The sequence below is a fragment of the Colwellia asteriadis genome (genome assembly GCF_039523295.1).
GTDB classification, from domain to species: domain Bacteria; phylum Pseudomonadota; class Gammaproteobacteria; order Enterobacterales; family Alteromonadaceae; genus Colwellia; species Colwellia asteriadis.
In genome coordinates this window covers 181,421-205,459 of the sequence record NZ_BAAAFA010000009.1, presented here as the reverse complement: position 1 = coordinate 205,459, position 24,039 = coordinate 181,421, and the positions used below count along the sequence as shown (strand labels likewise).

Annotated in this window: 23 protein-coding genes and 1 pseudogene; 12 read left to right on the top strand and 12 right to left on the bottom strand. The window is 38.4% G+C overall.

The window, feature by feature from the left end; translation table 11 throughout:
* Positions 1–349 precede the first annotated feature (349 nt).
* Together ABD005_RS13950 and ABD005_RS13945 are read left to right on the top strand one after the other, a co-directional pair.
* Complete coding sequence (locus tag ABD005_RS13950) at positions 350–892, top strand: PH domain-containing protein (RefSeq protein WP_343818165.1); 543 nt, start codon at positions 350–352, stop codon at positions 890–892.
* On the top strand, positions 885–2,549 hold the full coding sequence (locus tag ABD005_RS13945) for a PH domain-containing protein (RefSeq protein WP_343818163.1): 1,665 nt from the start codon (positions 885–887) through the stop codon (positions 2,547–2,549). The genes ABD005_RS13950 and ABD005_RS13945 overlap by 8 nt, the downstream gene beginning before the upstream one ends.
* A gap of 188 nt (positions 2,550–2,737) precedes the next feature.
* Here ABD005_RS13945 and ABD005_RS13940 read toward each other — a convergent pair whose 3' ends face one another.
* Complete coding sequence (locus tag ABD005_RS13940) at positions 2,738–3,076, bottom strand: DUF6172 family protein (RefSeq protein ID WP_215979369.1); 339 nt, start codon at positions 3,074–3,076, stop codon at positions 2,738–2,740.
* 283 nt (positions 3,077–3,359) lie between these two features.
* On the opposite strand from ABD005_RS13940, the gene ABD005_RS13935 reads away from it, so the two are divergent.
* Positions 3,360–4,457: a hypothetical protein gene (locus ABD005_RS13935; protein ID WP_343818160.1), complete on the top strand. Its 1,098-nt coding sequence runs from the start codon at positions 3,360–3,362 to the stop codon at positions 4,455–4,457.
* A gap of 159 nt (positions 4,458–4,616) precedes the next feature.
* On the opposite strand, the gene ABD005_RS13930 is transcribed toward ABD005_RS13935, so the two are convergent.
* The 3 genes from ABD005_RS13930 to ABD005_RS13920 are packed head-to-tail and all read right to left on the bottom strand — an operon-like array spanning position 4,617 to position 8,107.
* On the bottom strand, positions 4,617–5,495 hold the full coding sequence (locus ABD005_RS13930; protein ID WP_343818158.1) for an alpha/beta hydrolase: 879 nt from the start codon (positions 5,493–5,495) through the stop codon (positions 4,617–4,619).
* A 52-nt stretch (positions 5,496–5,547) separates the two neighbouring features.
* Positions 5,548–6,279: an alpha/beta fold hydrolase gene (locus ABD005_RS13925; RefSeq protein WP_343818156.1), complete on the bottom strand. Its 732-nt coding sequence runs from the start codon at positions 6,277–6,279 to the stop codon at positions 5,548–5,550.
* A gap of 46 nt (positions 6,280–6,325) precedes the next feature.
* Positions 6,326–8,107 (bottom strand): nitrilase-related carbon-nitrogen hydrolase, encoded by a 1,782-nt coding sequence (locus ABD005_RS13920; protein ID WP_343818154.1) that lies wholly within the window; start codon positions 8,105–8,107, stop codon positions 6,326–6,328.
* A 272-nt stretch (positions 8,108–8,379) separates the two neighbouring features.
* Between ABD005_RS13920 and ABD005_RS13915 the strand changes: the two genes are divergently transcribed.
* The 5 genes from ABD005_RS13915 to ABD005_RS13895 all read left to right on the top strand — a co-directional run bounded on the left by ABD005_RS13915 (position 8,380) and on the right by ABD005_RS13895 (position 12,992).
* Positions 8,380–9,402 carry a sensor histidine kinase gene (locus ABD005_RS13915; protein WP_343818152.1) on the top strand — a complete coding sequence of 341 codons (1,023 nt, stop codon included), beginning with the start codon at positions 8,380–8,382 and terminating at the stop codon, positions 9,400–9,402.
* Positions 9,403–9,818: 416 nt separating this feature from the next.
* Positions 9,819–10,031, top strand: coding sequence for a hypothetical protein (locus tag ABD005_RS13910; RefSeq protein WP_343818150.1), 213 nt, complete (start codon positions 9,819–9,821; stop codon positions 10,029–10,031).
* Between the two features lie 124 nt (positions 10,032–10,155).
* The gene (locus ABD005_RS13905; RefSeq protein ID WP_343818148.1) at positions 10,156–10,941 is read left to right on the top strand and encodes a CPBP family intramembrane glutamic endopeptidase; all 786 of its coding nucleotides are present in this window, start codon (positions 10,156–10,158) and stop codon (positions 10,939–10,941) included.
* A gap of 187 nt (positions 10,942–11,128) precedes the next feature.
* Entirely contained in the window at positions 11,129–12,217 is a 1,089-nt protein-coding gene (locus ABD005_RS13900; RefSeq protein ID WP_343818146.1) for a sensor histidine kinase, read from the top strand.
* Positions 12,210–12,992, top strand: coding sequence for a LytR/AlgR family response regulator transcription factor (locus tag ABD005_RS13895; protein ID WP_343818144.1), 783 nt, complete (start codon positions 12,210–12,212; stop codon positions 12,990–12,992). The genes ABD005_RS13900 and ABD005_RS13895 overlap by 8 nt, the downstream gene beginning before the upstream one ends.
* A gap of 123 nt (positions 12,993–13,115) precedes the next feature.
* On the opposite strand, the gene ABD005_RS13890 is transcribed toward ABD005_RS13895, so the two are convergent.
* The 3 genes and pseudogenes from ABD005_RS13890 to ABD005_RS13880 form a co-directional block, all read right to left on the bottom strand.
* Positions 13,116–15,116, bottom strand: coding sequence for a methyl-accepting chemotaxis protein (locus ABD005_RS13890; protein ID WP_343818142.1), 2,001 nt, complete (start codon positions 15,114–15,116; stop codon positions 13,116–13,118).
* 334 nt (positions 15,117–15,450) lie between these two features.
* Complete coding sequence (locus tag ABD005_RS13885) at positions 15,451–15,828, bottom strand: DUF2237 family protein (RefSeq protein ID WP_343818140.1); 378 nt, start codon at positions 15,826–15,828, stop codon at positions 15,451–15,453.
* Between the two features lie 273 nt (positions 15,829–16,101).
* Positions 16,102–16,404: pseudogene (locus ABD005_RS13880) on the bottom strand (hypothetical protein).
* A gap of 164 nt (positions 16,405–16,568) precedes the next feature.
* Between ABD005_RS13880 and ABD005_RS13875 the strand changes: the two are divergent.
* From ABD005_RS13875 to ABD005_RS13860, 4 genes are read left to right on the top strand one after another with little or no spacing between them, the layout of a single operon-like run.
* Positions 16,569–17,255 carry a CDP-alcohol phosphatidyltransferase family protein gene (locus ABD005_RS13875; RefSeq protein WP_343818138.1) on the top strand — a complete coding sequence of 229 codons (687 nt, stop codon included), beginning with the start codon at positions 16,569–16,571 and terminating at the stop codon, positions 17,253–17,255.
* A complete protein-coding gene (locus ABD005_RS13870) occupies positions 17,248–18,180 on the top strand; it encodes a phosphatidate cytidylyltransferase (protein ID WP_343818137.1) in 933 nt (310 codons plus the stop codon). Before ABD005_RS13875 ends, ABD005_RS13870 begins: the two co-directional genes overlap by 8 nt.
* A gap of 8 nt (positions 18,181–18,188) precedes the next feature.
* Positions 18,189–18,857 carry a lysophospholipid acyltransferase family protein gene (locus ABD005_RS13865; protein WP_343818135.1) on the top strand — a complete coding sequence of 223 codons (669 nt, stop codon included), beginning with the start codon at positions 18,189–18,191 and terminating at the stop codon, positions 18,855–18,857.
* Between the two features lie 4 nt (positions 18,858–18,861).
* The gene (locus tag ABD005_RS13860; protein ID WP_215981334.1) at positions 18,862–19,269 is read left to right on the top strand and encodes a GFA family protein; all 408 of its coding nucleotides are present in this window, start codon (positions 18,862–18,864) and stop codon (positions 19,267–19,269) included.
* A 218-nt stretch (positions 19,270–19,487) separates the two neighbouring features.
* Here ABD005_RS13860 and ABD005_RS13855 read toward each other — a convergent pair whose 3' ends face one another.
* The 5 genes from ABD005_RS13855 to ABD005_RS13835 all read right to left on the bottom strand — a co-directional run bounded on the left by ABD005_RS13855 (position 19,488) and on the right by ABD005_RS13835 (position 24,036).
* Positions 19,488–20,831 carry a tetratricopeptide repeat protein gene (locus ABD005_RS13855; RefSeq protein WP_343818132.1) on the bottom strand — a complete coding sequence of 448 codons (1,344 nt, stop codon included), beginning with the start codon at positions 20,829–20,831 and terminating at the stop codon, positions 19,488–19,490.
* 88 nt (positions 20,832–20,919) lie between these two features.
* Positions 20,920–21,525, bottom strand: a complete 606-nt coding sequence (locus tag ABD005_RS13850) for an energy transducer TonB (protein ID WP_215981336.1) — start codon at positions 21,523–21,525, stop codon at positions 20,920–20,922.
* Between the two features lie 61 nt (positions 21,526–21,586).
* Positions 21,587–21,997: an ExbD/TolR family protein gene (locus ABD005_RS13845; protein WP_215981337.1), complete on the bottom strand. Its 411-nt coding sequence runs from the start codon at positions 21,995–21,997 to the stop codon at positions 21,587–21,589.
* Between the two features lie 95 nt (positions 21,998–22,092).
* A complete protein-coding gene (locus ABD005_RS13840; RefSeq protein ID WP_215981338.1) occupies positions 22,093–22,626 on the bottom strand; it encodes a MotA/TolQ/ExbB proton channel family protein in 534 nt (177 codons plus the stop codon).
* A 6-nt stretch (positions 22,627–22,632) separates the two neighbouring features.
* Positions 22,633–24,036 carry a MotA/TolQ/ExbB proton channel family protein gene (locus ABD005_RS13835; RefSeq protein WP_215981364.1) on the bottom strand — a complete coding sequence of 468 codons (1,404 nt, stop codon included), beginning with the start codon at positions 24,034–24,036 and terminating at the stop codon, positions 22,633–22,635.
* Positions 24,037–24,039: the final 3 nt, after the last annotated feature.

Here is a 24,039-nt window from a genome sequence, read left to right as displayed (position 1 = left end):
TGGTAAGCACGCAATTGCCCATTACTTAATTATTGTTTTAGGTGTTTTTATAAGGTCTTGACGATATGGCTTATGCCCTAGCGCACTTTTATAAACCTTACGTAATATAGAAACGAACAGCAGTGGTATTTTGGGAATTGCTTTTCAATTATTTTTCAAGCTGAATTAACAAAGCGAAAAAAAACAAACACTTAATTTAAATTAATATTTTTAGAATTAGAGAGAGTCACTAAAGTGATTTAAATGAAGTGACTTAAATGAAGTAATTAGTGAGATAAAACACTAACTCTTGAACTAACGCATTGATATAGTACTAATTCATTAATATTTCACTGAAAAGACAATTTGCATGCATTCTTCAACATTTAGCAATCAATCGATTGACTCACAAACCTTGCCTGATCTTGAGTTACTACCCAAACAGCCATTATCGAGTCGTTATGCTAAAACCAATATGGTCGTTATTTTGGTGAGTACAATATTAGCGATATTGGTGGTGTTAGCTGTTAAGTATCAGCCATTTTTAGAAATACCAGCGCATATTACCAACTTACTCGGCTTTGCCATTTGGTTAATAGCGGCCTTGGGCTTCATCATGATAGTTTATCGACGATTAGCCGATCCTCTGAAAAGCTACGCTTTACGGGAACATGATTTAAGCTATAGCGCAGGACTCGTATTTAAAAAAACAGTAACTCAACCGATAGTACGCATTCAGCACATAGAATTAAAACGAGGGCCAATTGAGCGCAAAGTAGGTTTAGCTACTATCCAAGTATTTAGCGCAGGTGGTGCATTAGAAACCTTTCAAATCCCTGGGTTACCTTTAGCACAGGCACAAAAGCTACGTGAATTCATTTTACGTCACAAAGGTTCTATTGAGCATGCCTAATACCAAACTCTCAGGCAATGATGTCGCAAATACTCATGAAGAAACTACTAGTGAAGTTAATGCTCATGAGAGTAGCCACTTAACCGGTAGCCACCAGAATAATCAAGCACAAACAAAACAGTGGCAACGCTTATCGCCCATTGCTATTTTGTTTTTTGCTATGAGTTTTATCCAAGGATTATTCGGGCAGCTTATTTATATTGCGCCAGCCTTGATTATTGGTTACAAGCAAATTACTGAAAACCCAACACTGTGGTTGCCTATTGTTATCACCTTATTAACGGTATTAGCCATTTCTGCTGTGCTTAAGTTTTATTATTTTCAATACCGCTTATCTAAAAATACCATTGAGATTCGTGCCGGTGTTTTTAAAAAATCACACACTAATTTACCTTTTTCACGCATTCAAAATGTTAAGTTAGAGCAGCCTATTTATTACCGCTTAACCGGCTATGCTTGTCTACAGCTTGATACTGCGGGCTCAAGTAAGCAAGAAGTAAAAATTGCAGCGTTGCCATTAGCCTTTGCAGAAGCTTTAAAGAAAGAAATTTTAGCTCAACATGAAAAACATAATAATGAAGACTGTTCTGATGATAAAAAACCTTTAGCAAGTACCCTAAGTACTCATGACACTAACTTAACTAGTGCCCAACAAGAAACCTTGCTAAATACACGTTCAGTAAAAGATTTAATTATTCATGGAGTTACCAGCAACCGTATTTGGATTTTTTTAGGCGCAAGTGCTCCTTTTTTTGATAATGCTTATGCCTTTATCAATGAAAAACTCAGTAATTACGGCATTAATTTAGCGGCCGCTTTTGATTTGAACACTCATTCATGGCTAGAAGTTGGTTTATATGCTCTAACGATTACCTTTTTAATGATGTTCGCCTTAACACTATTTTCTATTTTGGGCTCGGTAATGACCTTCTATGGCTACACCTTATCTAAAGTAGGCGATAAATATATTCGCCGTAGCGGACTGTTTACCAAACACGAAGTCACTATGCGCTTGTCTCGTTTGCAAATGATTATACAAAAGCAAGACTGGCTTGATATGGTACTCAAGCGCATTAACCTAAAATTTGAACAAAGTGGTGCTAAGCTTTACGGCGCCAGCACTCAGGCACTTAATAATAAAATTATGGTGCCATCAATTACCCCTGAGCAAAGTCTGCAATTAATTAATGAAGTGTACCCCGAAAACAATCTCTCAACGGTAAACTTTACCGCGATTAGCAAACACTTTTTAGTTCGTTACTTGGCGTATATGCTATTGCCACTATTTGCTTTTTGTCAAAGTACCTTATTGTATACGGCGCAATATGAGCTTGCCGCAAGCCTAATTGTTCCATTTGTTTTTATCGGTTTTCTTATTGTAATGCGCTGGTATCGCTGGGGCTATGCAAGTGACGAACACTTTATTTATGTGCGTAAAGGTTATGTAGGTGTAGATTACTATTGTTTTCCTATTTACAAAGTACAACAAACCACCCTTAAGCAAAGTATTATGATGGAAAAAAGCCAACTCGCTACTACAAGGTTTATTCTCGCTGCTGGCGTAATAACTATCCCTTACCTATCGCAAAACGCTGCTTATCAATTACTCAATAAAACCTTAATACAAGTAGAGTCGAGCGATAAGTCATGGATGTAATGATTAAAGCATAGGCACAAAAAAACCGACGCATAGCGTCGGTTTTTTACTCGAAAAGTTAGCTAGCGCGATTAACGTGAAGCGCTTGTATTAACTTTTTATCTTAATTTTTTGTCTTAACTTCTTATATTAACTATTTAAATTAACTATTTAAATTAACTAGTTAAATTAACAACTAATATTAACGATTAATCTTCGCTATCAAAGTCTTCATCATCTAAGTCAAAGTCATCATCTGACAATGCACGTACAGGCTTGTTGGCCGCTTTAGCGATAACTTCAATATAAAACGACGTTAATTTTTCAACTTGCGTTTGATCAATTAACTTATTTATTTGTGATAAATGTACTGTTTTCGCTTCAGCTTGGGTATTACCAAACTTACAATCAAAGTCCCAAAAGTCAGCACCTTCAGGTAACGTTTTTTTGCGCTCTCTTTTTAAGTATTTTTTTACTTCATGTTTAACAGCATCAACACGTCTTTCAATTTTAATTTTTGGATGAGTTAATTCAAATGTTTTTTTCATAATGCCCTTCAAAGCAAGTCATACTGAGCAATACGTTAAAATTAGCCCAATAAAGTGTAAATATCCGTTAAGTACAGCTTAACGGTAATAAAATAATAGCGCTATTTTACGTTAAATTTTACTAAGTAGCGACAGAGTAATATCATTTGATTTAACGTTATATTTATTTAATGATTTTAATGCCAAATACTTGTACTTGTACTTGTACTTGTACTTGTACTTGTACTCAATTATATTATGAATTGCTTATAGGAATAAGCTTTTATCTAACAAGGAATGAACCATGATAAAGAAAATACTATTTACTACATTCATACTACTATCTACACAAACACTTGCAAAGAACCTCCCGCTGTACTCATGTGATAGCTGTAATAGCGCCAAAAGTGTCTCTTTAGCAAAAGAGCTAGCGCCACCTTTACAGTGCCATAGCAATACTAAACCAGGCGAGATAACCGAGATTGGTGATGAGGTTTGTTACGCCACCAATAAAATACTTTTTATTGCTAATCCATTAACTAAACAAGCTTATAAATATCAAGTCGATAGTGATACCAATGGATACAATAAAGTCATAACAGTTCACCCCTTAACAATATCGGCAGATGAACAAGAACTCATTGATGCATTTTATAAGATTGATGCTCAGTATAGAAAAGCCGCTAATACTATGGTCGATGTTGGCGTAAATGCTAGTTTGTCGATTAGTACTTTAAGTAACCAAGCTTCGGCAACATCTGACAACCATTTTTTTAATTTAAGTAATGAAACAGCATCTAGTGATAGCTGTCGCTCACACCCTACAAATTACTTTACCCCAAGAGGAGAGCACAAAGTTGAAGAGCGGCTTAACGCTGAAATAGCTAATAAAATTGGCAACGCTGACTGGACTGAATCTTGGCAAGATACAACTATATCAGGGCTAGGGTTAACAATTGGTAGAGGAACATTTGGTATTGATGTAAAATTTACAAAAAATACAACAGGTGTTTTTGCTACGATGTTATATGGTAGTAGACACAACCTATTAAATTTTGAAGTAACCTACCATGGTGATTATTACCTTGATGGGGTTCGAAACCTAAACTTAAGCTTCAAACTGTTACGCGGTTCCAGCAGTATTGATGGAATTCGCTTAAAAACGTTATTTCCAGAAAGTGGTGGCTCACTAGACTTATCACATACAGGGGTCACTAATTGCTTATTAGACTATATCGAGTCCATTGCAGTAAAAATAGAATACAATAACCCTTCATCAGGCCAGCCTGGTGGGACACCTGGAGGCGGAGGTGGTGCTTCTGGCGGGTTTTGTACTAGAACCGTACATACAAGAGCAGGAAATAGAAATCAAGTTTTTATTTTTGCGAGTCCATGTCAATAAACTCTATATAATTCGTTAGTATGCAAATGCTATTTAGCCACTCTAACTAAGCTCAGTTACAGTGGCTTCTTTATTATAGTGTAGCCTGATAGAACAATTAAAATACCTACGACAGCGTAATATTATGCAAGCTGTTTTATTTTTATCACGGTTGTTAACTTATAATCCGTATAACCAATGTAAGCCTTGAATAACCGTGGTTGGAAAAGCCGTTTGATGATTAGCTTCTTTAATAATCAATAACTTGGCATTTAATTTTGGTTGCTGCCATGCCAGTACTTGCTGATAAAATTTTTCAGAATCGCCCACCATATCGTAATTACTATCAAGACCAATAGTTTCACGCTCGCCAATCGCAATAAAAACATTAGCCTCAATCACTTTTTTACTACGTTGAAACGCGGTTTCCAGCTTAAAAATCATATGTTCATCAAACCAGTATGACGGACTGCCTAAAATATAGTGGTTAAATAACTCTGGCTTAGTCAGCAAAATATAAGTACCTAATAGCCCGCCTAGCGAATTACCAACAAATGCTCGATCATTTGGCTTTGCTCGGTAATTTTTTTCAATATAACTAATCACATCGCGCTCAAGAAATACCATGTATTTAGCAGCACCACCGGTTTTTTTCTTCCATGCGCTATTAACCGTTGGCGTATAATCTAACACTCTACTGCTATCACCTTTCGACCCCTTCGCATAAGAAATACCAACAATAATCGCCTGCTCCATTGCTCCTGAGTTCATAGGATAACGAGTTGCCCCAGACACTATTTGAAAGCTATACCAAGCATCGGTTAAGTAAATAACTGGATAGGTTTTATCCGCAGAGTGCTGATAATTTTTAGGTAACTTAATAAACAACGGATAAACCGCCTCGCTGGTTGAGTCTTTTACATCAACCACCACACTGCGCGGGATTTTGAAGGCTTGGGTTGCCATTGAAGCAGAAGAAAAAACAACGTTGATTAAGATGGATAAAAAAACAAAAATTAACGTCTTTAAAGATGAACAACTTACATGAAATAATTTCAATGTTACGGGCCTTTTTTAGTGGTTTTGGTGATTTTAATGCTTTTGATGATTTTTACCGCTCTAACCAAAGCAACAACTGCTGTGCCAATGCTTTTGGCTCAGTTAGTGGTAACATATGAGCGCTACCTTGGGTTTTAATCAAGGTGATATTATTATTGTTAGCTTTGTTAACTAGTGCTTCAAGCCATAGAGTATTGACCATAGTATCTTGCTCTGCATAGTAAAAAGTTATGGCGTTACTCAGCTTTGCCAAAGTACTTTGTAAGTCATCACGCAATGACGTATGTTCAATTTGACTTGAAAACTCCGCTTCACCTAACTCTCTATCCATTTGTTGAATTAACCTAGCTAGTTCAGTCGTGTTTTTTTCAGTTTTTTGATTACTCATTTCAACACCTAAAAACTGATTAATGCGCTGCTGGTTAATTCCTTGATAACCATAACGCTTAACCGCTGATAATATGGTTTCTCGCTGACTTAACTCTGCTTGATTTAACGCACATGGGCTATTGGCAATAACAAAAAGCTGAGCCACTCGTTCAGGAAAACAGCAATTAAAATAACTGGCAATATAACCGCCTAATGAAAACCCCATCAGCGCAACAGGTGTTAACGGTAAGGTGTTTGCTAACCACTGTGCCAATTGCGCAAAGCTTTTATTAGCTGGAATAGCTAAGTGTACAAACTCAACATCACTTACAGCACAAGTAAGCTCAGGTAATAGCTTCGACCATAAAAGCTCGTTACACATAGTGCCCGGTAGTAAGTACACTTTATTTTTCATGGTGTTGCTTCCTTGTTCGCTATAAATAATGACAGCTATATCATCGTTATACCGTTAAAACAGAGCAATTAACAGCCAATAGTTTATTGGTTGAGGTATTGGGTTGCACTAAGGCTTTAGTAATTTTACCAAACTGAGGCTTTACAATAGGCTGATTAATACTGCCGCTGGGCTTTCTTCCTTGCCACTGAGTAAACAAGGTGAAATCTGCGCTCAAATTAGCAATAAAACCCGTTGATTTATGTGCTTTGACTTGCTTGTGATTGCCCTGCTTTTGGGCTCTATTCGCCTCAAAAATTAAGGAAGCCGCGGTTGCGTTATTAGTAAGGCTTTTTTCACGTGTTGCGCCGAGTAAACAAATTCTATTTTCAGCCGCCCGCGCTAATAATTGATATTGCACTTCACTTGCTTCTTGAACATCAAAAGGTACTAGCAATACATGAATACCTTTTATTGCTGCTATTTTGACAATTTCGGCAATGTTGGCATCATCAGCGGTTAACATCGCAATTGTGATACAGCCTTGCTCTAACGGTACTTCAATAATATTTAGGTGATTACCTAACTCGGTCCATTGGTAACGCTGACAAAAGTGCAGTTGCTGCTGCATAGCGATAATACCTTGCTCACTAATTAACACCGCTTGATGTTTACCGTCAATAACTAAGCTGGTACAGACATATTGAAAAGGTCTTAATACTTGAGATATTTGTCGCTCCACGGTTTTACTAAAGCTTTCTAACGCGCTGCGTTGTTCGCTATTCTCACAAACACTTTTATCGGCTAAAAAGAATAACTCTGGTAACTGAATAATATCGCTGAGGTTATTTTCAATATAAAAACAAACATCTTCAAGTGCTTGCTCATGGTTAGTGTAAGTGGCAAAAATGGCGGTGTTAACAGTATTAGGGGCAACTCGCTCAGCATGAGTATTTTTGCTGTTATTGTTTGAGCCTAACAAGGTTTGATAAAGCTCAGGTCGGCGCTGTTTCAAAATATCGCTACCGTCTGGGCGCTTTTTAATATTGGCATCAGCTAAGTTAATATCTGCCCAAATAACCCCTTCTTCATTAGCTGACATTTGCGCTAATACCGCCCCCGTTGGTGAGAGTATTTGACTTTGTCCTACAGCCACTAAATAACTTTCGGGTAGTGTATATTGCGCGAGAAAAGCATCGCGATGCGCAGGTTCAATGAGCATTCCCACTTTATTGGCTGAAGCAATAAATACTTTATTTTCACTGGCACGTGCAGGGCTATGTAAACTACTTTGATCTACTGCAAAAGTACTGGTTGAATGACACAAAAGTTGCGCGCCAGCTAAGGTCATTGCACGGGCTTGTTCAAAACCTAAGCTGTCGTTACCAACCAGTAACCCTATATTGCCAAGTTCGGTATCCGTAATGGTTGATTTAGCGCTAGTACAAACAAAAAAATCATGCTCACAGCCAATTAAGGTTTGCTTATCATTGTGTGCTATTAACGCGCCGGAGGGAGCAAACAAACATGAGCTAACACTAATATTTGACTTTACATCACCGTTTTGATGTTCACGTATATCATCTCGTCGTAACGTAACACCAAGGGTAATATAACAATGGTGCTGTTTAGCTTGTTCCGCAATGGTTTGTAAAAAGCTCCCCTCAAGCGATAGCGCTGATTGCCATGCTTGGTTATGATCTTGATACCAACAGGGCGCATTACAATATTCAGGTAATACGATCACATCGGCTTTACCAGCGGCTGCTTCGTTAATCATTCGAATTGACGTACTTAAATTGTTTTCAACACTGTCTGTGCTGGCAAACTGACAAACCGCTACGCGCATAGGGATATTTCCATTGGTTACTGCTTAATACGATCACTTTTTAAATAAAAAGCTAACTTTGAGAATAAATATCAAGCGCTAAAGCCCCAAATAAAACCAAAGATTAAGACAACATGATAAAACGGACAATAGTTTAGCATTTCTTAAGATTAGCGATAGCGTATTTTTGCTCGCTTATAGCACTATCATCAAGTGATTATCCTATGTTAGCATCAGAATAATTTTTACATAGTGTTAACAACACATCACCATAACGTAAGGCAACAAGACCAATGAACTCTAAGATAGGTTATTATCTCTGCCAAGTGATCGGCACCTTACTTTTCTTCTCATTCATTGCTTGGGCGGGTATCTCCAGCCACATTGAAGAAGGGAAAGCGATTGATTTAATAGATGAGCTGCTAACCTTTATTAAACTTGTCACGCTGTCCTTCTTAATTTCACATTTTTTCGTTCGTGCTTATATTAAAAAACACTTAACGACCAAAGCTTCTACTTTTAAAGTCTATGGTGCTGCGGTTCTATGCGCTGCTACCGTTGGCATGATTGCACATACGATATTTGGTTTGGCATTTGGTGACGGTGAAAAAGCTTACCTTGCTTTTAGTAGCCTTTCGAAGAGTTTCATTGTTAACGGCTTATTTTTTACGCTTTGGAGCCTATTATATTTAGGCATTGGCTCGATTATTGATCGAGCTAGAATTAAACAACAATTAAAAGATCATGAGCTCGCCAGCTTAATGAATCAAATTAACCCACACTTTTTATTTAACTCACTCAATACTATTCGCGGTATGATTTATGAAGATAAAGAAAAGTCCGCCGAGCTAGTCACTAAGCTCTCTACTTTGTTTCGCTATAACTTATCAAACGACACCAAAGCCCATACCAGTTTAGCTGGTGAGCTTGAAGTATGTCAGCATTACTTAGCCATTGAAGATATTCGTTTAGGCGATCGCTTAACACTTGCGTTTGATATATCTCCTGAAAGTAAAAACGCTAAAATCCCAACGATGGGCTTACTAACCTTAGTGGAAAATGCAATAAAACATGGCATTTCAAACTTACAACAAGGAGGAACTTTAGTGGTTAATAGCCGCGTTGAAGATAATAAGTTGTTAGTGCAAGTAAGTAATCCTTTTAAAAAACAGCTAGTAAAATCAGGTACGCAAGTGGGGATAAAAAATTTACAGCAACGTATTAGTCTTATATTTGGCACAGAAGGCATGTTAACTAACAATACTGATGAGGCAAACTATACGGTAAATCTAACCCTTCCTTATGAGCCTGTTTGATATTTTCGGCAACGCGCACTATTTTCGCAACTCGCACTAAGTTAAAGGCTGAGCTGCACTTCACATAATATTACCTCTTGTATCTGTTTCAGCTAAAACTAGCTGCTAGCAATTACTGACCATAGCTTACTGAACTAGTTTACTAAACAATAGCTTACTGAACTCGTTTTAAGTTATTAAGACACTTTCTTGCATTAAGCGTCATTAGTTAACAAACATATCTGATAACACAACTGATAACGCCACTGATAAAGTAAGCTCAGGTTAAATTATCTTCCCTAACCACTCATCACTTTTTATAACCGTTTATCATTTTCCCGACGTTATCAATTTTAATCTCGATATTATAGCTCCATCAAATAGAGACCTGCCAAGCAAGTGCTTGACTTACGATTAACAATTAACAGGGAAGTCAAATGAAAATAATAACGTTATCAGATCTGATTGTCGGCGTGATCATGATGCTCGCTTGTATCTTCGATGGCTACAAAAGTGCACATCTTGAAGCAACTACCGCAACCGCTTGCGATAGCTCTGCTGAGCGAAAAGCATCGGTAATAGTAAATAATAATCATCACATAACATGCGCTAAGGTAGAAAGCGCTCACCTAATTCAGGAGGAGGGCTAATGCCACTAATTATTATCCTCGTTGTGCTTATTGTCACGGCGCTGTAGCAGTTCAAACTAACATCAAAAAAAATTAACTTAAAAGTAAAAAATTAAAAATAAAAAATAAATAGTAAGGAAATCATATGTCAGCAAATACAGACCCAAGTAATTTAGCAGCAAGTAGCGCTAACGCAACTGACGTTAACATCACTCAGGCTCAACCTAATAAACCATGGAGCGCTAGTGCCACATTAGGTCTTAGCTTTTTACTTTTCATTTTATACTGCCTATTAAGCGCTTTAATGCTAGGAGCTGTCTCTCTTTTTGAAACTGCAAATCCCCCCTCTTCCGATGCATTGATGATGGATGGTGACTGCTTGGCCATAAATTATCTCTTAACAGCACTAGCTTTATCCCCTTTCATTTTTTACTTTGCAGGCAAACGAAAACTAACTACTGCATCGGCTTACCTTGGTTTTGATAAGCTACCGAGTAAAAAAATGTTCATCAACTTTACCTTAGTTTTATTCGCCTATTTCGCCTTAACTTATGTCGCAAGCGAGTTTTTCGCCATCGAGATGCCGCAAAGCATGGTCGATATCTATCAAAGCACTGATTACCTTATTTTACTTTTTATTGTTGTTGTCATCGCTGCGCCAGTTTTTGAAGAAGTAGTATTTCGTGGCTTTATGTTTAAAGGCTTAAAGCACTCTCGTTTAGGTGTTATTGGAAGTATTATCATCACCAGTATTTTATTTACCTTACTTCATGGCGGCCAATATGAACTATCGGTACTCGTAATGTTATTTTCACTTGCCGTTATTTTAGGGATAGCACGTCAGCGTAGTGGCGGTATTTACTTGCCAATTTACTTACACCTAGTGAATAATTTAGTGTCTTCTATAGATTTGTATTTGACCTTAGGCTAAGGAGCAAACCTTTAACAACCTGTGTTAAATTATATTAAGTTACTGTTAATCTAAACTTAACTTAGCCAACTTAGAACGATATACTGGTTGGCTAAGTCCTTGTAAATAGTTACAAGCACAGACTTAGCTTAAAAAAGACGTAATAGCGTTGACTTAAGTTGGTCATGATAATCAATCAACCTTTATCATGAATAAAGGCAAACATTACCAAGCGGATAAAATGTCTGAGTCAATAAAAAATAACCTCGCCTATTACCTTTGTCAGCTAATCGGTTTTGCCATCATTATGGTTTTTACTGCGATAGGGGTGCTCTCTATGCCTGGGCATGCTGATGAAGTAATGCCGTTGCCTATAGCTAAAGAGATAATAAGATCTTTCTTGTCTTATTCCGTGACTGTATTACTAAGCCATTACTTACTGCGCTCTTACCATAAACACAGTCCATCAACGACATTTATCGCCTACTTCAAGGTAATTTTACAGTGTGCAGTTATTGCGACCACAGTGGATAAGTGTTTATCTTTACTACTACAAACCCACACGCCTGATTTTTTTATTTATCAACATGGTTTACTCGTTGAGTTAGCGAGCTTAGTTTTATTCAATATTCTTTTCTTCATGTTATGGAGTTTAATCTACCTCACTATTACTTCTATTCGCGACCGGAGAAAGTTGGCTGAACAACTTAAAAATCAACAATTAGCCAGTTTGATGAATCAAATTAATCCACACTTTTTATTTAACTCGCTCAATACTATTCGCGGTATGATTTTTGAAGATGAAGACAAAGCCGCCGAGCTAGTTACCCAACTATCAACCTTGTTTCGTTATAACTTATCAACCGACACCAAAGCCCATACTAGCTTAGGTAAAGAGCTAGCCGTATGTCAGCATTATTTAGCTATTGAAGACATTCGTTTAGGCGAGCGGTTACGTATTGAACTTAACAATTCTGATGAAAGCTTGCTTGCTAAAATTCCAACCATGGGGTTACTGACCCTCGTTGAAAATGCGATTAAACATGGCGTTGCTAATTTGAAAGACGGCGGCACTTTAACACTTAAGAGCCAAGTTAAAGCAGAGCAGCTCATTATTGATGTCATAAACCCATACCAAAGTGATTTAATAAAGTCAGGTACAAAAGTAGGTTTGAAAAACCTAACTCAACGTATTGGCCTTATTTTTTCAGGGCAAGGCAGCTTAAAACAAACCACCGATAATAATATTTTTCATGTCACTATGACTTTACCATACGAGCCAGTTAAAAATGGATAATCAATTAAATGCCATCATCATTGACGATGAACGCATGGCACGACAAGAGCTACTACGCTTATTAAAAAAACACCCGCATATTCATGTTGTTGCACAAGCAGAAAACATTGAACAAGGCTTTGATGCGATAGAAATACATCAACCTGATATTGTTTTTTTAGACATTGAAATGCCTGGCGGTACTGGCTTAACTTTAGCTGAAAAGCTACAGGGCAAATACCCCATTGTATTCTGTACCGCTTATGATGAATTTGCCGTTGACGCTTTTGCACTTAACGCGATTGATTACTTAGTGAAACCGGTAGTGCCTGAGCGTTTAGCCGACACTATTGTTAAGTTTACTGCGCACAAAGAAAAAGCCCATAAACTCAAGCAAGAGACAGTGAATAAAAACGCTGTAGATGAGGAAGAGTCACTACCACCAGAGCCAACGTTAGCTGACGACTTTAAGTTAATGGTTAAGTTTGGCGATCATATGAAAATCATTCGACTGGGAGATATTTTTCGCTTTGAAAGTATTGGCAATCATGCCGCTATATATACTTCACAAGGTAAAGCATATATACATAGCTCATTAAATAAAATTGAAGCAAAGTTAGATGATAACACCTACTTTCGCGCCAGCCGTGTCGATATATTACGACTCGACGCTATTGAAAAACTAGAGCAAACCATTAATTATGGCTTATTAGCACAGCTAAAAAATAATGTTGACGTAGAAATATCACGCCGTCAGGCAAGTAAGCTTAAAACGCAACTCGGCTTTCCGACATAGCCTGAGGTTACGTGAAGTTAACTTAAGCTCATTGAGCAAACTGAGTGAGTTGGGTTAGTTGAATGAGTAACTCAGCTAACCTAACCCACACATCACTACAAGCACGTTACTACCAACTCAAACCTACACTCTAAATTCAGTAGACAATTCTTGTAAGTTAACCGCTAACTGAGCTTGCTCGTGTCCAACAACTTGTAATTGATTGGCATGCTCAGATGCTGATAACGTTGCTTCATTAATCGCAGTAATGGCGATATTTATCTCTTCTGTTGTCGCAGACTGCTCGGTAGCCGCGGTAGCAATTTGATCAATTCGACTATGAATATTACGCACTTCATTAATAATATTGCCAATAACCGCTTCAACTTCTGAAGCGCCGGTTGAAACCTCAATCGACTTATCTAAGCCGCGCTTAATCGCCTCAAATGCAGTTTCGGTCAGGGTTTTAAATTGACTTATAATCCCCTCTATTTCACTGGTTGAATCTTGGGTACGCATGGCAAGCGTGCGTACTTCATCAGCAACAACGGCAAAACCTCTTCCTTGCTCTCCTGCTCGTGCAGCTTCAATCGCCGCATTTAATGCTAACAAATTGGTTTGATCGGCAATTGACTTTATTACCGATACCACATTACCAATACTGGCGCTATTTTCATGAAGTTGTGAAATAACACCATTAATACCCTCTACCTCTGTTGAAAGCGCTTCAACTCCCAAAGTATTTTTTTGCACTATGGAGACCGCATTTACCGCGACATCATTAATTAAACGTACAATATCAGCTGTTTCAGTGGAGTTTCGAGCCACTTCTTGCACGGTAACCGACATTTCTTCACTGGCAGTTGCCACTTGCTCTGACTGGTTTTGTTGCTCTGCCATCATATTTTTATTATCTTCTAACACTTGGTTAGTTTCCTCAGAAACCGAAGCCAATTGCTCACTTGCTTTAGCTATTTCTTTCAAGGCACCTGAAAACTTAAGCAACATACTATTTAATGCCTGTGCAACAACCCCTAGCTCATCTTTAGTAATAATAGCTGTGCTCGCCGTTAAATCTTTCTGCTCCGAAACTATTTTCATGGTCGATGTAATAGCTTTAATCTGTCCGATAATTTGACGATATAACACTAAAACCAATAACAGAATAACAACACCAACAACCGATAGAATACTTAACAGGGTATAAAAGTGACTACTCGCTTTTTGCTTTATTGTGTTAGATATTTGCAGTAAATCATCGCTTAATCGTGATTCAACGTCTTTTAAAGCATTTATTCTCACAGTAGCACTTTCAAACCATTGGGTAGCATCGGTATTAAACTGCCCTTGAACAAACCTTTCATCTGCGATTTTTCTATACGCATCGACTTGTACCACCGCATTAATGTTCATTTTATTATGGTAAAAGCTCATATGATCTTTTGACGTTGAGTTTAAAAACGTTGACATAAAAGCCTGTTGCTCGGTCACTAATGATACAAACTTTTTATACCCGCCCTCAGAGAATTCATTAGCACTAAAAGTCGCGCTTAATACCGCGCGCTCAATACCTGCGCGCTCTTTAGAGGCAATAAAATTATAAAATGAAAAAAGATGTGCGGTTAAGTTAGCGTCACTTGAACTATTTGAGATACTTAAGACGGCTTCAATAAAAACCGTATTAATTTCAGTGTAATATTTAACGGTATCGGCTAAGGATATCGTTTGGCTGGCGACTTGTTTTCGAATAGTGTTGATTTGCGCTAATTTCGTTTTAGCGGTATTTAATTTAGCGCTTATGTTGAGGTCAAACTTTTGCTCATTAAAACGTGAAAAGTCACTTTGCCATGCAGCTATTTTACTGTCGGTAGCCGCATGTTGTTGTTTCAATATATCAGCAAAGGACTTTCCTTGTGAGGCGATAAAGCCTGCACTTGCTCCTCGCTCTTTTTGTAATTCATGTACTAAGGCACTGCCTGCAATTGAAAGGCGAGTTAAACTGCCCACTTTATCAGCTTCATCCATAACAGATTTATTTTTACTTAAATCGGCGACCGCTAAAACAAGCAAAACGATCGCAACAGGTACGATCATTAACGCTATTTTATATCGAATGGGAAGTTTTTTTAATAGCTCATTCATCATGGACACTCCATTGCTTTTTATTACAAGTGTAGAAGAACTATTTTAGTTATGTTTAAAAATACTGAAATGTTGACCTTATTTAATCTGAACTCGATGTATGGATATTTAAAAAATTGAAATATCAGTAAAAATTACTTTTATGAATCGCTAGCTTGATAGTTTTTCTTTTTTCAGATGATAAGCAAGGAACATTTCGCGTCAATAGCTGGCCTATTGCAAGTAAATTTAACGAAGCAGTTAGAAAAAATAGCTGCTAGAGAAACATTTGTTAAGCCGAACTCAGGTTATTTATTATGTTAAATCAATATTAGCAAGTTAAGTCCATCGTTAACGGTTAGCTTAAATCCAACGCATACTTGCGTAATATTTCAAGGGGCACAATTTCAAGCGCTTTAATATGTGTTCTTTTTAAATAAACCCGCGGCGCTCTATCATCTGCTTCAGCTTGTAACCATCGTGCAGCACATAAACACCAAGTATCACCCGGCTTAATACCTTCAAAACCAAACTCAGGCACAGGTGTTGAAAGGTCATTACCTTTAAAGCGAGAATACTCTAAAAACTCTTGGGTCGCTTTAATAGACACGGTATGCGAGCCTAAGTCTTGTTCGCAAGTATTACACATATTGTCTCGAAAGAAACCCGTTACCGGCTCACCAGTACTGCCCTCAAGTGGTTCTCCAAAGACATTAATAGACTCATCCATTTCCATAACTTCACCTTTATAATTATCAATAACATTGCAACTTTGCGATTAACAGCAATATATCAGACAAGCGAGCTAATCACTAAAAACAATGATAAAAAATGATCTAAACTGGTGGGCTAGTATAATTAACCTAAATTCGGGGTAATAAATTCACCTCAAACTGCTATTTTCAACGCTACACCGCTTTACTCGCAAGCTCTCCTCATGTTGCAGACGTCATTACTCAAAATGATATTGCGCGCTATTTAGGCATTACGCCTGTAGCATTGAGCCGTATTAAAAATAAGCGAGAAAAATCATAAAAATACAGTTAATATGCACGTTATTGACTAGGGGCTGTAATCTTTCGAGATTGTTTTTGCAGCTTTTTGTTGGGTATTTATACAAGGCAGAGCCTTTGTCGTGTGGTTATTCAGGACAATAAGCTCCTGCATTGTCTAATAAGCTACATCCATGTAGCGTCACATAAAAAGGTGATAACGCAGTAAAAATGATCAACAAACGCTGTCCGAAGGATTCGGCTAAAAGCGTTTTATTCTTTGTTGAACAGTATTTGCTTAGAATGACTAGGCAACACACTGTCCGCCGCGATTAAAACGCTTTTATCTCGAACAAAATTTAACCGCGAAAGATCAACAGCCCCTAACAATTAAATCCCCAAGATTAAGTTGTGTATTTTAGCGCCAACAAGCAACAGACGACTTACGTTTGCTGGCGAAATTAATGATTACCAAGGAATAATAATGAATGACTTAGCAGGACGCCGTCCCCTAAAGGTTAGAGAGCTAACCTTAATGACTAATATTGCCAAATGGTTAAGTAAAAAAGATATTACCCCTAACCAAATTTCTATCTCGAGCGTGTTTTTTGCATTATTTGCTGGCACAGTATTACTCGTTGTAAACAGCGGAGGCAATATTTGGTTGATGTGGCTCGCGGCGCTATTTATTCAATGTCGATTATTATGTAACTTATTTGATGGCATGGTGGCGATGGAGGGAGGCAAGTCTACAGCCTCTGGAGAATTATTTAACGATATTCCAGACCGTATTGCTGACCCACTTATTTTAGTGCCTGCAGGCTATTTATTAACAGGGTTTTCTTGGGGAGCAGAGCTAGGCTGGTTAGCAGGAATACTGGCTGTCATGACGGCTTATGTACGAACTTTAGCAAGCTCAATGGGAGCGCCCACTTTATTTACTGGGCCAATGGCAAAACAACATCGCATGGCTTTGATCACCATAGCATTATTACTATCCCCCTTAGAGCATTTATTATTTTCAACCCCTGGTTATTTATTATTAATGGTGCTTGTCATTATTTGCTTAGGCTCATTAATCACCATTTATAACCGCACACGCGATGCTTACCTTTATTTAGAGTCGCCGAAAAAAGAACTAGACCACCCAAAGGCATCTGAGCATGTTTAACCTCCCTGAACATTCATTTTATATGATGCTATTTGTTACCTTGCTATTGGTCACTGCTAGCGTCGCCCGTTTATTACTAAAAGTAAAAAATCCACAAACAGATCACACCGAATTAAAACAGCGCATTCAGTCTTGGTGGTGGATGATTATTATTCTCTTTGGGATTTTAATTGCCTCACCAACAGTCGCAACTGTATTTTTTGCGCTATTAAGCTTTTTAGCGTTAAAAGAGTTTTTTTCAATAGTGCCCACCCGCCAAGCCGATAGACGTGTTTTACTTTGGGCTTATTTGGCAATTCCAGCGCAGTATTATTGGGCATCATTAAACTGGTATGGCATGTTTATTATTTTCATTCCTGTTTATGTATTTCTCTTTTTGCCCATGCGCGCTGTATTTATTGGAGAAACAAAAGGCTTTATTCGCTCTTTAGGTACCATTCATTGGGCGCTAATGCTCTCTGTATTTTGTATTAGCCATATTGCCTATTTATTACAGCTCCCTGTACTCAACGAACAAGCCGGTGCGTTAGGCTTAGTACTTTTTCTTATTTTCATCACCCAGTTTAATGATGTCTGCCAATATATTTGGGGAAAAGCTTTAGGCAAAAATAAAATCATTCCTAAAGTCAGTCCTAATAAAACATGGGAGGGTTTTATTGGGGGTGTGGCAACCGTAACTATTGTTGCTGGTGTTCTAGCGCCGTATTTAACGCCATTAACGTTATTACAAGGTTTGGTTGCCGGAGCATTAATAGCTGTCGCTGGCTTTGTTGGTGATGTGGTTATTTCATCGGTAAAACGAGATTTAGCAATTAAAGACAGCGGTACACTTATTCCTGGTCATGGCGGATTATTAGATAGAATTGACAGCTTAATTTATACCGCACCATTATTTTTCCATTATCTTTATTATTTGCATTACTAAGGGCGGTTATGAACAGATTGTTAAAAATATTGTTTTTCGCGTTAGTGGTAAAGCCTGTGGTGTTTTTTTGCTTAGGGCTCAACGTATTTTTTAAAGCGCGATTACCCCGTACAGGGCCTGCTATCATAGTAGCAAATCATAATAGTCATTTAGACACTATGGTATTGATGAGCTTATATCCACTGTTAAGTATCCATCGCATTAGGCCTGTTGCCGCGGCAGATTACTTTTTATCGAACCGATTTTTAGCATGGTTTTCCTTAAACATTATTGGCATTATCCCCATTAAGCGTCGCGCTGGCAGTGCTCATTCAACACTTTTTGATGAATGCCATAATGCGTTAAATAACGGGGATATTTTAGTGTTATTTCCTGAGGGGTCTCGTGGTGCGCCTGAGCAAATGAGTGAACTTAAACGCGGTGTTCATCACCTAATAAAGTCACGCCCTACCCTAAATGTTGCGCCGGTTTTTTTACATGGTTTAGGTCGGGCATTACCAAAAGGCGAAGCCCTGTTAGTGCCCTTTAATTGTGATGTGGTTATAGGTGAGCCAATTGCTTTTGTTGATGATGCAAAGCAATATATACACAACGTCGGCAAAGCTTTATCCTTATTAGAAGCTCAATGCCTAACACGCCAATGTGCTGTAACAGATGATCAACAACGAGAAAGTTAACCTTATGTACTTAGGAAAATGCTTATGTGGCGAAGTTGCCATAAAAATACAGGGTGACATTAGCGACATTATTCATTGTCATTGTTCACTGTGTCGAAAAAACAGTGGAACTGCGTTTGCAACCAATGGCTTTATAAACGCCGAAGACTTTACGATTTTAAGCGGTGAAAAAAGCTTAACAACTTTTTCATTCAAACCAGGCAAAAACAGACATTTTTGCAAGCACTGTGGCTCACCGGTTTATAGTTCAAACGATCAAGACCCGAGTCGTTACAGAATACGATTAGGTCTTTTAGACTCTGATATTAGTGAAAAGCCGCTATCACATAACTTTGTTTCATCAAAAGCTAATTGGGAAGACCTTGATGCTGCCTTACCAAGATATGATGCTTTTGAGCCAAACAGAAAATAAGCTCGAACAAAAGTTAACCGTGAAAGTTCAGCAGCCCTAGCGCTTCAAGTTGCAAACGAGTTAATAAAAAAGGCTATAGCATTACTGCATATAGCCTCACTTTCATTTTAGCTAGTGAATTTTACCTAGCAAATTGTTGCTTAACGCTTTGTGCTTTCCCTACTTTACTACGCACTAATTAATCGTAAAGTCAGCGTTAAAAAGTATTAGCGCAAGTGTTAGTTAAGCATTGCTAATCGCGTTGCATAATTGTCTTGCTCGCGTTCAACATATTTAGCCCATTGCTGCGCTGTTGCTTTGCTGCTTGGTACTTTTAATGCCTTAGCAAAAGCGGTAAGAGAGTCTTCAAACTTTTGTAAGTTAAAGTTCGCCATACCTTGTGCAAGATACATATTACCTAAGTAATTTGGCGTATTCTCTTCGCTTGATTGTGTTTTTTCTGCTTTAGTAATGGCTTGGTTAGCAGCACTAATCGCTTGCTGCCACAGCTCATTATTAAGGTAAGTTTGCGCCAATAATGCATCATATTTGCCATCCTCGGCCATGGCACTAAGCTGAGTTAACACCTTAATAGCCTTGTTGTCTTCTTTGGCGGCTAAATAAGAGCGTGACAATAAATCTAAGTTGCTTTCATCAGCAGGTACACTGCCTTTAGCAACCGCTTCGGCCATTAATTGTGCGCTTTTATAAGGTGCACCGTGAAATAAATAAAGCTGAGCCAGAGTAGTAATTTCAGCAGCTTTAGTAATGTAGCCAGCTTGATAAGCGGCTTCCATTACCGCAACTTGTTTAGCCTCTTCACCTATTTCACCGTACATACCCGAAAGCTGTAACCAGTATTGTGGTTTATCAAACAAACGCACTAATTGCTCTAGCACTTTGGTTACTTGCTCTGGCTGTTTCAGCTCGTAGTAATTAGCACGTTGTAGTATTAGCCAATTTTCTTTTGGGAGCTTGTTGTCTTTGGCAACTAACGCCATAGCATTATCTAAATGCGTTAAGCTGTCTTGGAAGCGTTTATCTTGATAGTAAATTTGGGCAAAAAATACTTCTTGATTCGCCGTTAATGGTTTTGCATTAAGCTTTTGCCATTTTTTTAAATGAGTTAACGCTTGCGCAAAATTTTGCTGTTGCATTGAAAGCTGTGCTAGTGAATAAAGCGTTGAAATAATTAAACTATCTGGAATGACTTCTTCTGCGACAACTTTTTCAAAGCTATCAATCGCCATGGCAACATCTTCATTGGCGTAATACATAAAACCGTAAAAGTTAAAAAGCATGGCTCGTTCATAACTATTTAAGCTATCAAGACGATCTTTAACTTCGTCAAGCACTTCAAAACCTTGAATTTTATCGCCATCATCAGCGAGCTTTTGTGCGCGCGCTAATTGCGCATAAACTCTATCGCGCATTGCGGGCACTTTTTTAGTAGCGCGGTAGCTGCTTTTTTCTTGCGCTTCATTGGCATAAGCAACATTCATTAGTGCACTGCCCGACATTGCGCTAGTTACGGCACTGGTCAATACTAGTGTTTTTAATAGTAAACAAACTGACTTTTTCATTTGTTACTCCTGTTTTTTATTAACTTGGTTAGCGTTAGCTAACACTGAAAAATATACTTATTGTCTATTTCATTAACCGTTTACTTGATTAACCGTCTATTTCAAAAGTGATGCGGTTTTGCACGCCAGCAACTTCCATTGCTTCACCGTCAACAACCCGTGGTTTGTATTTAAACTTCATTACCGCATCAAGTGCTGCACGTTCAAACACGCCTTCTGGCTCAGCTTTTACTACTACAGGGCTATTAACCGACCCGGTTTTACTTACGGTAAACTCAACAATAACAAAACCTTCTAAACCACGGGCTTGAGCTCTGCGAGGGTAAACCGCAGCCACTTTAACAATGGGTAAGTAGTCACCATCGTTAGTATCTAAACTCAAACCACCCGACAAACCGTTATCCGCTTGAATATCAGCCGCAAAGCTACTTTTAGCGACATTCGCATTAGGATTAGCTTGTGGCATAGGAGGCGTATTCATTGGTGGAGGTGGCTCTTTAGGTTTTGCCGGCTTTTGTGGTTTACGCTCTTTTTTGACAATTGCGTCATCTTTTTTCAAACGAATAAAGTCAAGTACGTTACCCTTTACAGGGTCTGTCATTGCGTTTTCACCACCAGCAATAAGCTTTTGCATGCCCCATAGCAATATAAATGTCATTACTAAGGCAAGTGCCCCTGCTATAACAAATCGCATAGACTTCCTAATAATTACCTTTGCCATTTTCTTTTCCTTACTCTTTTACAAAAGAGCGCTGTTAAGCTTCTTGCGCGGCGATAGAAACATCAAAAACACCTGCGGCACGTGCTGAGTCCATCACTTTAATTAACGTATCGGTTGTTGATTTTTGGTCGGCCTGAATAACCACGCTACCTTGTGGGTTTTCAGCTTTCAAACGCTCAATGTTTGCTTGAACACTGCGAATATCAACTTTGCGTTTATTAATCCAAATATCACCTTTATCACTAATCGCCACTAAAATATTAGCGCGCTCTTTTTTAACGGCAGTAGCGGCTTCAGGACGATTCACATCAATACCAGCCTCTTTCACAAATGAAGCGGTAACAATAAAGAAAATGAGTAAGATAAAAACAACATCAAGCATAGGTGTCATATCAATTTCTTCTTTTTCGTCTTGCTCTTGCAACATTTTGCTTATGTGACGCATAATTTTTCCTATTTCACTTATGTTACGAACGTCAGTCAGTACGCCAACGCCGTGATAATATTTAACGGCTAAACTGTTTTAGCCTTGTATTGTTGTTAATGCTGAACGGTTAACTTGTCAGCCAATAATTCAGCTTCTTTTTTGGCATTGCGACGTAACCAGGTAATAGTAAAAACACCTGATAACGAACCCACCATACCCGCCATGGTTGGAATAGTTGCTCGTGAAACGCCCGATGCCATTGAACGAGCATTGCCACTACCCGATATTGCCATCACATCAAACACTTCAATCATGCCAGTTACTGTGCCAAGTAATCCTAATAATGGACACAGCACCACAAGCGATTGAATTAACACCAAATTACGATTTAACTTAGTGGTACCGCGCGAAATAAGCGCGGTACGTATTTGCTCGCTATACCAAGAGGTATGTTCGGTACGTTCTTTCCAGCAATTTACTAAATGTTTTTTTACACTACGGTAGCTATAAAAAACAAACACAAAGCGCTCAAAAATTAACAACCACATAATAAAGATAACGCCAGCAATCACCGTTAATACTTGACCACCCGTTTCCATAAACTCGCCAATGGCGCTGGTAGCATTTGAGATTTCAAGTAAGGCCATCACTATTTAAGCTCCTTGGCTCGCTTGCGAGGCTTTTTCGGCGCGTTCAGCTCGCTCGGCAATAATGCCCGTGCTTTCTTGCTGTAAAATATTAACAATGCCGCGGCTACGACCGTTTAAGTAAGCAAAGATAAATACCATTGGAATGGCAACCACTAAACCAAGCACCGTTGTTACTAAGGCTTGAGAAATACCGCCAGCCATAAGTTTAGGGTCACCTGTACCAAATAAGGTAATCGCTTGGAAGGTGTTTATCATGCCCGTTACCGTACCGAGTAAACCAATAAGCGGCGCAACTACTGAAATAATTTTAATTAAGGTCAAACGCTTAGATAGGTTTGGTACTTCACGTAAAATAGACTCTGACAGTTTTAATTCTAGTGTTTCAGTATCTAAATCAGGGTTATTATCTTTTACCTGCATAACACGCCCTAGTGGGTTGTCATTTGAGGCTTTGTCAGATTTCAATTGACGATTAACTTTAGCGCCAACATTGACTAAGTTGATGAGTCGCTCTAGCGCAATTAATAAACCAATTAAGCCAATCGCTAAAATGATGTAGCCTACTGGACCACCTTGGTCGACTCTTTCACGAGTGTCAGGTGCTTGCACTAATAAACTTAGAATTGAACCTCCGGTTGGGTCTAATGCAAATGCAGCGGTTTTGTCATTACTATTAAGTAAGTCGTCAACAGAGTTTAAATAACGCGTTGATGGTTGTCTTATTAGTTCTGCAACCGTGCCCGTTTCATCAATGTATTCTAAATATTTTCCGTTTGACACTAAGTTAAAACCACCAACACGTGTTACTGGTGCAGTAGTTCGTTCACCATCAGCTAAAACCACTTCGCGATTAAAGGTAGTAATTTTTCCGCTTTGGGTCATTTCACGTTGCAATTCAAACCATAAACGTTCAATTTCTGCAATTGATGCTAACTTAGCGCTTGAGCCCATGCTTTGTGCAAACTCATCTAAAAATACACCACGTCCTGTAATTTGAGCTGAAACTACTGAGGTTTGAAACTTACTGCGAGTATCACCAGAAACTTGCTGTAAAACACCAAACAATTCTTTTAACTCGCCTAAACGTTTGTCTAAGGCATCCGCTTTATTGCCTAGTTCAACTTCGTTATCGCTAAACTTAGTTTCAAGCTCAACACTTAACTTTAAGGCTGAGTCACGTTGTGCCGCCATATCATCAAGCATACGCTGCTGTTGATTAACTTTGGCTTTAAACTGCGCTTCACGTGCTTGGTTTTGTTTACTTTGTGCAATTTTACCTTGCTCAAGCTGCGATAATAAATCATCTAAATTAGCCGCTTGTTCAGCAAAACTTGCCGTGCTGGCTAAGGTTAATGTTAACGCGGTCGCGCTCAGTACTTTTTTAAAAGTATTAGTAGAGAATATCATCAC